At 65.1% G+C, this 10,812-nt stretch carries 12 protein-coding genes and 1 tRNA gene; 6 read left to right on the forward strand and 7 right to left on the reverse strand.

All coding sequences use genetic code 11. The features are described from left to right. Window position 1: 1 nt before the first annotated feature. On the reverse strand, window positions 2-1,291 hold the full coding sequence (locus GLX25_RS16105) for an extracellular solute-binding protein (RefSeq protein ID WP_155843503.1): 1,290 nt from the start codon (window positions 1,289-1,291) through the stop codon (window positions 2-4). A 100-nt stretch (window positions 1,292-1,391) separates the two neighbouring features. On the opposite strand from GLX25_RS16105, the gene GLX25_RS16110 reads away from it, so the two are divergent. Further along, the gene (locus GLX25_RS16110; protein WP_155843505.1) at window positions 1,392-1,994 is read left to right on the forward strand and encodes a TetR/AcrR family transcriptional regulator; all 603 of its coding nucleotides are present in this window, start codon (window positions 1,392-1,394) and stop codon (window positions 1,992-1,994) included. Between the two features lie 90 nt (window positions 1,995-2,084). Next, window positions 2,085-3,137: a Gfo/Idh/MocA family protein gene (locus GLX25_RS16115; protein WP_155843898.1), complete on the forward strand. Its 1,053-nt coding sequence runs from the start codon at window positions 2,085-2,087 to the stop codon at window positions 3,135-3,137. A 68-nt stretch (window positions 3,138-3,205) separates the two neighbouring features. Here GLX25_RS16115 and GLX25_RS16120 read toward each other — a convergent pair whose 3' ends face one another. Next, window positions 3,206-3,862: a TetR/AcrR family transcriptional regulator gene (locus GLX25_RS16120; RefSeq protein ID WP_166548910.1), complete on the reverse strand. Its 657-nt coding sequence runs from the start codon at window positions 3,860-3,862 to the stop codon at window positions 3,206-3,208. A 184-nt stretch (window positions 3,863-4,046) separates the two neighbouring features. On the opposite strand from GLX25_RS16120, the gene GLX25_RS16125 reads away from it, so the two are divergent. Next, complete coding sequence (locus GLX25_RS16125) at window positions 4,047-4,970, forward strand: NAD-dependent epimerase/dehydratase family protein (RefSeq protein ID WP_155843509.1); 924 nt, start codon at window positions 4,047-4,049, stop codon at window positions 4,968-4,970. Window positions 4,971-5,057: 87 nt separating this feature from the next. Here the strand turns inward: GLX25_RS16125 and GLX25_RS16130 are convergent, their stop codons facing one another. After that, the gene (locus GLX25_RS16130) at window positions 5,058-6,260 is read right to left on the reverse strand and encodes a glycoside hydrolase family 1 protein (protein WP_155843511.1); all 1,203 of its coding nucleotides are present in this window, start codon (window positions 6,258-6,260) and stop codon (window positions 5,058-5,060) included. Between the two features lie 113 nt (window positions 6,261-6,373). Then, a complete protein-coding gene (locus GLX25_RS16135) occupies window positions 6,374-7,435 on the reverse strand; it encodes a Gfo/Idh/MocA family protein (RefSeq protein WP_155843513.1) in 1,062 nt (353 codons plus the stop codon). 84 nt (window positions 7,436-7,519) lie between these two features. Here GLX25_RS16135 and GLX25_RS16140 point away from each other — a divergent pair, with 84 nt between their 5' ends. From GLX25_RS16140 to GLX25_RS16150, 3 genes are all read left to right on the forward strand, one after another. After that, the gene (locus GLX25_RS16140; protein WP_240898392.1) at window positions 7,520-8,002 is read left to right on the forward strand and encodes a heme-binding protein; all 483 of its coding nucleotides are present in this window, start codon (window positions 7,520-7,522) and stop codon (window positions 8,000-8,002) included. Then, window positions 7,999-8,910: a TolB family protein gene (locus GLX25_RS16145; RefSeq protein ID WP_166548911.1), complete on the forward strand. Its 912-nt coding sequence runs from the start codon at window positions 7,999-8,001 to the stop codon at window positions 8,908-8,910. The genes GLX25_RS16140 and GLX25_RS16145 overlap by 4 nt, the downstream gene beginning before the upstream one ends. A gap of 127 nt (window positions 8,911-9,037) precedes the next feature. Then, window positions 9,038-9,478: a site-specific integrase gene (locus GLX25_RS16150; protein WP_166548912.1), complete on the forward strand. Its 441-nt coding sequence runs from the start codon at window positions 9,038-9,040 to the stop codon at window positions 9,476-9,478. 7 nt (window positions 9,479-9,485) lie between these two features. On the opposite strand, the gene GLX25_RS16155 is transcribed toward GLX25_RS16150, so the two are convergent. The 3 genes from GLX25_RS16155 to GLX25_RS16165 form a co-directional block, all read right to left on the reverse strand. Then, window positions 9,486-9,731 (reverse strand): hypothetical protein, encoded by a 246-nt coding sequence (locus tag GLX25_RS16155; RefSeq protein WP_155843517.1) that lies wholly within the window; start codon window positions 9,729-9,731, stop codon window positions 9,486-9,488. Window positions 9,732-9,769: 38 nt separating this feature from the next. Next, complete coding sequence (locus tag GLX25_RS16160; RefSeq protein ID WP_155843518.1) at window positions 9,770-10,552, reverse strand: hypothetical protein; 783 nt, start codon at window positions 10,550-10,552, stop codon at window positions 9,770-9,772. A gap of 147 nt (window positions 10,553-10,699) precedes the next feature. Then, window positions 10,700-10,771, reverse strand: a tRNA-Gln gene (locus tag GLX25_RS16165). Window positions 10,772-10,812: the final 41 nt, after the last annotated feature.

Genomic DNA, 10,812 nt, shown 5'->3' on the forward strand with positions numbered 1-10,812 from the left:
GTCAGTTGCCGGTTCCGATCGACTCCGCCTCTGCCTGAAGCGCGGCGAGCGCCTCGGCCGGCGTAGCCGTTCCTGCGGCGACTCGCTCGATCTGCGCGTCGAACGCGGCGTAGACCTGGGGCCAAGTGGTGACGGCGGGCGGGGTGTTGGTGTTGTCCATCTGCTCGCGCATCACGGCGTACATGGGGTTGTCGGCGATGGCCGGGTAGTCCCACGCCGAAGCGACCGATGGGAGGTCGAACGAGATGTCGAACCACTGCTGCTGCACCTCGGGCTCCGACAACCAGCGAAGGAGCTTCCAGGCGCCCTCAGGATTCTCGGCGTCCGCGAACACGCCGAGACCGGCGCCGCCGACCCAGCTCACGTTGCCCGCGGGGCCCGAAGGGAGCGGAGCGACCGAAATCTGGTCGTTGTAGAAGTCCTCGCCGCCGGCGGCGACGAGCAGGCTCGACTCCCACGGTCCGGACACGATCGACGCGACGCTGCCGTTGACGATGTCGGGCTCGATCTCACCGATGTTGACCGGACCGTTGGCATCCGCGTACCCATCCGTGATGAGCGACTGGTAATACGCGAGACCTTCCTCCGCCTCCGGAGTGTCGAAGGTCCACTCAGTGCCGTCCTCGTTGATGATCTCTGCGCCGGCCTGCCACAGGTACGGAAGAACGAACTGATAGCTGTTCGGTGCGCCGGTGAACAAGGTCGTACCCCACTCCGAGCCGTTCCCCTGCAGCGCGCCGAAGAACTCAGTCTGCTCCTCCCACGTGGTCGGCGGCTCGAGACCGGCTTCCTCCGCGAGGTCGCCGCGGTAGAACAGCACGCGCGTTTCGACGTACCACGGAACGGCATACCTCGTGCGAGCGACTTCGGTCCCCTGTGCAGCGCCGGCGAAGAACTCGTCGTAGTCGATGAGGTCGTCGGGGACGGGCGCCAAGGCTCCCGCGTCGACCGCCGCGGCGAGGTCGGTGGTGCCGACCATGGTGGCGTCCGGGGTCTGACCGGATGCGACAGCCGTCTGGATCTTCGTCATGTAGTCGCTCCACGGCACCGCCGTGACGTTGACGGTCGCATCCGGATTGGCTTCTTCGAACTGGGCGGTGAGCTGTTCCAGCAGCTCCCCTTCCGTGCCCATCGCCCAAACCTCGATGGTTCCGGTCGCCGGGCTGTCGTCGATGACGACGTCGGATGCTGTATCGGTGTTGACGCCGGTGTCTGCTCGCCCGCATCCGGTGAGCAGCAGGGCGAACGCGGCTGTCGCGGCCAAGGCGGCGATGATCTTGCGGCTGTGCATTGGATCTCCTCTTTGAGCAGGTGGATTGGAACCACGCGCCGACACTAACGTAGAAATATTGCAGCTGCAATACTTTCGCAGCACCGAGTACAGTAGGCGCATGACGGAGACGGTCTCGCGAGCACGTCGAGGGCCCTATGCGAAGTCGCGCCTCCGGCAGGCGGAGATCGTCGAAGCGGCAATCCGAGTCTTCGCGGCGAAGGGCTATCACGGCGGCTCACTACGCGAGATCGCCCGCGAGATCGACATGAGCCTCACGGCAGTCACGCATCACTTTCCGAGCAAGGTCGACCTCCTCGAAGCCGTCCTCGAGGAGACGGATCGCCAGGGCGAGGAATTCGCCACGCGCCCCGGGTTCACCAGCTGGGTGGTCGCACTGGTCATCCGCAACCTGGATCGCCCCGAGCTCCTGCGAATGCTCGCGATCATCGCCGCTGAGGCGTCGGCTGCGGACCATCCCGCCCATGAGTGGTTCGTCCTTCGCTACGAGCGACTCCGCGCCGTCATGATCGAGACAGTGCGTGAAGATCAGCGCGTTGGACGGATCGATCCGAGTCGGGACGCGGCGTTCCTGGCCGATGCGGTGATCGCTCTTTGGGACGGACTCCAGCTGCAATGGCTGATCGATGACCGCTTCGACATGGTCGAACGGATGCGCCACTCTCTCGCCACCCTCTTGCCCGAATCACCCGTCGTCGCCTGAAATCGCCACGCGGCAAGTGAAACTGTAGCGCCTGCTATATTTTTGCAGGCGCACTCAGAGCAGCTGCGCGTGGAGGAGCAGAGACGGATGATGCCATCGACCCTTCCGCGGCCGAGACCGTGGCCCACAGCGGCGCGTCTACGCTGGGGTATCGTCGCGCCGGGCGGCATCGCCGCGCGATTCGTCCGCGCCCTCGCCGCGCGCACGGATCATCGGGTCATGGCCATCGGGTCCCGATCCGCGGAGCGCGCGCGGGGGTTCGCCCACGAGCACGGCGTTCCCCGCGCCTACGGCTCGTATGACGAGTTGGTCGTCGATCCCGAGGTCGACGCCGTGTACATCGCATCGCCCCACAGCGTCCACGCCGAGCAGGCGCTGCTCGCGATCGCGGCGGGCAAGCACGTGCTCGTTGAGAAGCCGTTCACGACGACACCGGCCGACGCGGCGCGGGTGTTCGCCGCCGCACGCGATCGCGGCGTCCTCGCGATGGAGGCGATGTGGACCCGCTACCTCCCGCAGGCCGATAGCCTGCGGCAGCTGCTCGAGGACGGCACCCTCGGTGACGTGACGATGGTTTCGGCAGACTTCGGGTTCAGCATCCCCTTCATGCCCGCGCACCGGCTCTTCGATCCGGCGCTCGCCGGCGGTGCCCTGTTCGACGCCGGTGTGTACCCGGTGTCCTTCATCTCGTCCGTCCTCGGGGCTCCCACGAGTGTCTCGGCGATCGGCTCGCTCGCCGACAGCGGTGTCGACGACCAGGCAATCGTGTCGCTCGGTTACCCGAGAGCGGTTGCGATCGCGCAGACGTCCCTGAAGTCGTGGTCACCGGTGGTTGCCACGGTCTGCGGAACGCGTGGCCGCCTCGAGATCGGACCCGAATTCCTCCGTCCGACCGCGCTTCGCCTGACGCTCGTCGCCCCCGGCTCCGGGGCGACCACGGCTCATTGGGAGGATCAGGAGTTCGCCGACGAACCGTATGAGGCTCTCGCATGCGAAGCGTCGGCGTTCGCGTTCTTCGTCGAGCAGGGTCTGCTCGAGTCCCCAGTACATCCGCACGCGGAGGTGGTGTCGATCATCGACATCCTCGAGCGCGCGCAGAAGCAGATCATTTCGAGTGACGTCGCCCGGAACGCGGGAGACTGACATGTCGACGAGGCCTACCTCATCGCAGGGTGGGCACAGGTCGCGGCGCCAACGGACATCGATCGGGACTACGCGTGCGTCGTTGGCTCCGACGCGGCGACGGCAGGAACGTCGAGATGCTCGGCGAGCAGGTTGCGACGGTAGTAGTCCAGCATCTCGCCCTGCATGTCGATCTCGCCCTTCTCAATGAGCCACTGCAGCTGGACGCCGTCCATCATTGCGACGAAGGCGATCGAGCCCGATTCAGGGGTTACACCTTCGCGCAACTCACCCGAGCGACGCATGTCCGCAAGCGCCTCCCGAGCGACCCCTCGCAGAATCCGGTAGCGCTCGACGAAGAAGTCCCGCGCAGGATGATCGGGGTCGGACGCTTCAGCGGAGAGCACGCAGTAGAGCTGCGTCACACCCGGACGGGTGGCATTCTCGCCGACACGCGCGATGAACTCCTCGAGGACGCGTCGTCCACCCATGGACTCAACGTCGAGAGCACCCGACAGGTCGTCGTTGCGCTTGAGCACGGCGGCAAGGAGGGCGTTTTTGCTGGGGAAATGGTGGAGCATGCCGGCTTCACTCATGCCGATCTTCTCGGCGACCGTCTTCATCGAACCCTTTCGGAAGCCGTTCTGGGCGAACTCGGCGAGCGCGGCGTCCAAAATGGCTTCCTGGGTCGCGCGGCTCCTGCGGTACGGCCCGCGAACGCGGCGCGGGCTCGATGTCGTGTTCATCCGACAACAGGATAGCTTCAGCCGGATCGTCATGCCCGCTTGAACCACGCCGTGTCGGGCCCCGTCGGCGCCGATCCGCCTCGTTCTGGTCAGTCGCTCGTTGGATGCGCGCGGGGGCACCGACGACGAACGCTGATTCGGACTCCACGGGTAAGTGGAATGGTTGCTCCACTATAGTGAGGGCATGGGAGTTCATCTGGTTGTTGGAGCAGGTGCGAGTGGCATCGCCACGGCAGACCTGCTGGCACAGCGTGGCGAGAGCGTGCGCATGGTCACGCGGCGAGGCGCACGTGCGAATCATCCTGCAGTCGAGGCCGTGGCGGCCGACGCAGCAGACATCCAAACCCTCGCGAGGCTGTCCCGCGATGCAGACGTGATCTACAACTGCGCGAACCCGCCCTACAACCGATGGTTGACCGACTGGCCACCCCTCCACGCCTCACTGCTCTCTGCGGCCGAACGGGCGGATGCCGTTCTCGTGTCAGCGGCCACCCTGTACGGATACGCGCCCGGCCGGGAGCCGATGACGGAGCAGACGCCCTTGGTGGGCGCCGATGCGCCCGCAAAGCTTCGGTTGCGCGCAGACATGTGGCGTGATGCGCTCGAAGCCCATCAATCCGGACGGGTTCGCGTTTCCGAGGTCCGCAGCAGCGACATTCTCCAGGGCACAGGAATATTCAGTCTCGCCGTCGCGAAGCAGATCCTCGCTCACCGACCCGCAATCGTTCCAGTCCCGCTTGACCAGCCGCACACGTTCACCTCAGCAAGCGACGTTGCGCGCGCCTTGGTGACCGTCGCGTCGGAACCGGATGCATGGGGCCAGGCCTGGCACGTACCATCTCCGGAGCCGCTTTCCCTACGTCAGGTAGCGACCCGATTCTCAACCATCGCGCATGAACCCCTACCAAGACTGCTCTCGATTCCCTATCCGCTGCTATGGACGGCGGGACTCGTCGTCCCCCTGATGCGCGAACTCCGCGCAACCCGCTATCAATGGGACCGTCCGTTCATCATGGATTCCACTCACTTCACCGACGTGTTCGCCATCTCGGCGACTTCGTGGGATGACGCTCTACGAGAGTCTGAACGCCTCCTGCGCGTCGCCTGACTCGCCAGTGCCTCAAGGTCGTCTACACCACTGGACGCAGACACAGCAGGTCGGGCTGGAACCCGGGAATCGCTGGCTCCGCAAGGGTCATAGCGTGGCGCCGTTCGCGGCGGCCACCGACCCATACCATGCCCCGCTCGGCTTCACGGTGCGCTCGAATGAGGTTCGATCGACCGCCACGAGTCCGAACCGCGGTGCATAGCTGCCCCATTCGTAGTTGTCGAGGAGGCTCCAGTGGAAGTACCCGCGAAGGTCGACACCCGACTTCATGACTTCCCGCAGCGCTCCCAACGAGCGACTCGTGTAGTCGATGCGACGGTCGTCGTCATCGGTGGCGATACCGTTCTCGGTGACGACGATCGGAACGTCGGGCAGTAGCCGCGCCGTGTGCTCCACCGCTTCGGCGGCCGCCGTCGGGTAGTACTCCCAGCCCGTGAGAGTGCGCTCGGCGTCGTCGGGCGCGGGCAGCGCGCCGTCCGGGCCGATGCGCACGCGAGTGTACGCCTGCACGCCGATGAAGTCGTCGCCACGCGCAGCGTCGATGAAGATGTCTTCGCGCGGCCACCCCCACGCGCGCGCAACCTCTTCGGCACCCGGCTCAGCCTGGAAGTTCTGGTTTGCGATCGTCCATCCCACCTTGGCGTCGGTACGCTCGGCGAGAAGCACCCTTGCGCGATGGTGGGCCTCGATCGTCACTTCAGTGGTCGTCCGGTCGGGAGGCGGCATCGCTCCGGCAACCAGCTCTTCGCGCTCACCTGCATCGAACATCGCGGCGATCATCGCGAGCATGTTCGGTTCGTTGAAGGTGCACACCCACTCGACTCCTTCGAGGATGGTTGCCGCAGCGGCAACGTACTCCTCGAAGTGCGCTATGTTCTCGGCGCTACGCCAGCCGCCGAGATCGGAGAACCACCGCGGGTTGGTGAAGTGGTGCAGAGTCACCGCGGGCGTGAGCCCACGCTCGAGGCATCCGTCGATCATCCGTCGGTAGTGAGCGAGCTCGGCATTCGAGACCGCGCCGATCGACGGCACTATCCGGCTCCACTCGAGAGAGAAGCGATAGGAGTTCAGCCCGAGAGAAGCAACGATGTCGAGGTCGTCACGCCAACGGTGGTAGGAGTCACACGCATCGCCGGATCGTTCGGGGAGGATCGTTCCCGCTTCGTTCTCCCGCGACCAGAAGTCACTGTTGGTGTTGTTCCCTTCGATCTGATGGGCGGCGGTCGAAGCACCCCAGAGGAAGCCTGCGGGGAAGGACGTTGTCGTGGTGATGATCGTGCCTTTCGTCATGGAACCGGTTGGGTGAGATGAGGTGATGGGCGGCGCACTGTGTCGGCTGCGCACCGACCACGACGATCCCGAAGCGATCGCTCTCTGGATCGGGATGCTCGCTCCCGTTTGGGTCACGCTCCTGCGCGAACCGCCGATTCCCAACGGACGCCGAGCAGCCGCCGCGCACGGTCGAGCGTGTCGATGATCGCCGCGGTCTCCTCGAGGGTGTGCACCGGGGACTCACGGCGGCCTTCGCCGACGAACGTCGCCAGCGCGGTAGCTTCCCACGCCAGAGCGGCTAGATCGCGGAGGTCGGTCGGGTCGTCCCATTCGCGTTGCGGAGTGAACCAGCCGCCGTCGGAGACCAGCAGGCGGCTGGGGCCGTTGATCGAGTCGAGAAGCTCCAATCGACCGTCTGTGCCTGCGATATGCCCCTTGCTCGGGGTGCGAGTCGCGATCGATGTGAAGATCGTGGACTGATTCCGGGCGCCGTGGCGCAGCACGAGGCTCACGGTCTCATCTACTCCGGAATCAGAACGGCGTCCGGTCGCGACGATCTCGGTCGGAGCGCCCAGAAGCATCGAATCCAGTTGGACGGGATAGATGCCCAGGTCCAGCAACGCGCCGCCGCCCAACTCCGGCCTGTACAGCCGGTGGCCGAGTTCGACGGGAATCGCCTGGCCGTGATCGGCGACTACGGCGCTCACCTCTCCCAACCACCCGTCCGACACCAACGTACGGATCACCGAGGCCTGCGGCAGGTATCGAGTCCACATTCCCTCCATGAGCAGCACGTCTGCCGAACGAGCGGCCGCCGCCAACTCGTCCACTTCCACTCGGGTCATCGCAAGTGGCTTCTCGATCAGCACGTGCTTGCCGGCAGCGATCGCCATGAGGCCAAGGGACAGGTGTTCGCTCTGCGGGGTGGCGATGTACACCACATCGACGCCGGGATCGGCGACCAGTGCCTCATACGAGCCATGTGCTCGCTCGATGCCGTGGGCGACCGCGAACGCTTCCGCCCTGTCCCGGGATCGCGACCCGACCGCGACGACCCGCTGCGCGGTGTTCGCGGCAACCGTGTCAGCCCACACGCCGGCGATCCACCCGGGGCCGAGAATGCCCCACGCCAACGTCGGCTCACCACTATCGGGCGTGTAGATGGTCGGCTCGGGGAAGTACTCGGGCAACATGATGCGGCTCCTCTGCGCTGGGGGTCTCGCCTTAAAACCTAGCATATGCTAGGTTTTCCGATACAACACCCGAGAGGACCTTCCATGTCAATGACGACGACCCGAATCGAGACGCTGCGCGCGGAGGAAGGCGAGCTCGTATTCCCCGCATTCGGGCTCACGGAGGTGTGGCGCCTAGGAGCCCGCATCGTCGAACGCGCCATGCAGGCCGGATTCAAGATCACGGTGGACATCCGCAAGCCCGGTGCGATCCTGTTCCGCGCAGCGCTGCCTGGGTCTACTCCGGATCAGCAGTTCTGGGTGGATGGCAAGTCAGCGACGGCGCTCCGGCTCGAGCGCAGCACAGCGGTCCTGGAGGCGGAGTTCGGGGAGATGGGCTTCGACCCGGCCAGCATCGGGTGGCTACCCCGAGAACAGTACGTTCTCGGCGGAGGGAGCGTCCCGATTCGGGTCAGCGGAGTCGGCGTCGTCGCCGTCGCCACCGTGTCCGGACTGGCGTCGGACGAAGACCACGATCTCGTGACGGAATGCCTGCGCGAGCTCCTGGCTGAGGAGACGACCCGGTGAGCATCCCTCCTGCACGGACCCTTGCGGCGGGCCAGAGCTGTCGCGTCCATGTATTCGACACGAGCACGATGTCGTCGACATTGATCCACCGCGGAAACGACGTCCTGCTGGAGGCGCCGAACTGGACCCAGGACGGTCGCTTGATCCTGAACGGAGACGGAGTGCTCTGGACCCTAACGCCCATGTCGGGCGCAAGTACACGTCAGGTGCCGATCACCGGCGTTCCAGTCCTGAACAACGACCATGTCCTCGCACCGAACGGGACGGAGATCTTCATCTCCGCGAACGACTGGCAGATCTACCGCGCCTCGCTGAGCGGTGGAGACGCGACGCGCATCACCGCCCCCGATGACGGCATCCTGCACTTCCTGCACGGTGTCAGTCCCGACGGAACTCAACTCGCATACACCGCCGTCAAGATCAGCGCAGAGATGACGATCAGCTCCGCCCATGTGCACACGATCCGGGTTGACGGAGGCGACGACCGCCCCTTGTTCCAAGGAGGACCGTCGGACGGGAGCGAGTACTCGCCCGACGGAGAGTGGGTCTACTTCAACACCGAGCACTTCAGCGACACGGACGGGCACGCGCAGATCGCCCGCATCCGCTCAGACGGCAGCGGATTGGAGCAGCTGACCTTCGACGATCGGGTCAACTGGTTCCCTCACCTGCCCGCTCGCGGCGAGCTGGCCGTGTACCTGAGCTTCCCGCCCGGGACCATCGGCCACCCGGCGGACCTTCCCGTCGAACTTCGTCTCGTCCGGAACGGAAACTGGCGAGACCCGGAGACGATCGTGACGCTGTTCGGCGGTCAAGGCACCATCAACGTAAACAGCTGGTCGCCTGATGGCACCCAGTTCGCGTACGTCGATTACCCGATCGACGACGTCGCTCAGACGGACAGTTAGTCGCAACGGACTGGCGGCGGAAGGTGTACGCGGGGTCACGACCCGAGCAGGGAGTGGCCTCAAGCCCTCCAGCCGAGTCCCGCATGTGGGCGCTGCACGAGTAGGTGGTGGTGCGGCTCGCGCGTCATTGCTGATCTCGAACTCGAGCAGGGTCAATTGCGGTGTCAATGCGGACTGGGAGGCCGTTCTCCCAGTCCAGCATCCGCAACAGCACGACCGGGCCGCGTTGCTGTGGCCGGCGCGACGGTGCGGCGGACACGGCGCTTCGCGCGGCGCACTCGACTACTCGCTCCCGTTCAGCCGCGACAGCCAGTACCGGAAGCACTACCTGCCCGCGCTGGCCAAGCTCGGCATCCCGGCAGTGCGTTGGCACGACCTGCGCCGCTTCTACGCCAGCGCCTGCGCGGCGGCGAGCATCCCGATCGAGCGTGCGGCGAAGTACATGGGGCACGCCGACATCGCGACGATGTACAAGCACCACCTGCACCTGTTCGCCGACAGCCACACGGACGACATGGACCGTCTCGAAGCCGTCGCCACGCGCCCGGCGCTCGTCAGGATCGGCTAGATGTCGATCATCGCTGACGTTCGCGACGATTGGATATGAACCGGGCCGACAGATCGAGAAGCGGACGAACCGCACCGCGAGCTGCGCTCTCCAGGTCAAAATCGCTGTGCAGATCGCCACCGGCCATGCCCCGCATATAGCCGACAGTCCATCCATCGGCGTCGGGCTGGAAGGTGATTGCGAAACCTTCCTGCTCGCCAAGCGCAATCAACTCGCCAATAGCCTGAAGCGTCTCGTCATCGAATGTCGCCACGGAGTCAACCTACCGCCGCGGGCCGACGTGAGGCAGAGCTACTGTGCGGCCGACTCATCATCGCGGAGAAGCTTCTGCGCTGTGCGGACGACTAGCACGGTCGCCTGTGCCGCCGCGAATGCGTCTACATCTGCAATATCACCATGAGTAACCTTCTGCGAGAGGTCCCAGACAGCTCGCATGGTGGCACGCAGTTCAGCCTTGTCTCGACCTGCCGCGTACCGTGCGAGGAACAGATCGAACCAAGCCTTGGCGTCCGCACCCTTCGGCGCTTCCTGGTCCTTCGGCACGATGGCCGGATCGGCGATGAGTTTGCCGAAGTCGATGAGTATCTCGCGGCTGCGCCGTCCCACGTCCTGCCAGTCATCGCGATCTCGCGCTGTCGAGTACTCCTTAACGAGACCGGCGATGCGCGCGTTCAGATTCTCCCACGTCGGCGTCTCATCGTCGGCCGCAGGATCGTGCACTTCACCACGTGCTTCGATGTCATCGAGCGTAGACAGCGCAGATTGCGTCAGATCGCGGACGTGTTCACGTCGCTCGCGGTAGGTGCTGAGATTCTGCGAGTAGAACCCGTACCAGTCCCATAGCGACTGGTACGGAAACGGCGGCTGGAGGCCTAGTCTTCTGAAGTTCGCGTCCAGTGCGCGGGCGTTCCGCTGGTACTTGGCATCCACATCTTGGATGCGTGAGCCACCGGTTCCAACCGCGACGATCGTGTTCGCTTGCGTTTGGAGCAGCCGACGCAGCGCGTCCAAGTCCAAGCTCGGCTGGGGCTCGTTCCTGGACGGATCGAAGAGGCTGTCGATCGCGTCGGTCACGCTCTCATTCTGACCGACGTGGCCGACACTATCCGCTCGCCCCGCCAGTCGGCGGAGGGGTTTCGGAGGGGATTGCGTACCGCGGCGACCGTAAGCGTCCGGGACCAGATACGCGAAAACCCCCGGTCAGCCGGGGGTTTCTCACTGCTGGGGTACCTGGACTCGAACCAAGAACAACTGAACCAGAATCAGCCGTGTTGCCAATTACACCATACCCCAATGGCCCTGAACCGGGGTTCCGGGCCGACATGTAACTGTAG

The sequence above is a fragment of the Agromyces luteolus genome (assembly GCF_009729855.1).
Classification (GTDB): domain Bacteria; phylum Actinomycetota; class Actinomycetes; order Actinomycetales; family Microbacteriaceae; genus Agromyces; species Agromyces luteolus.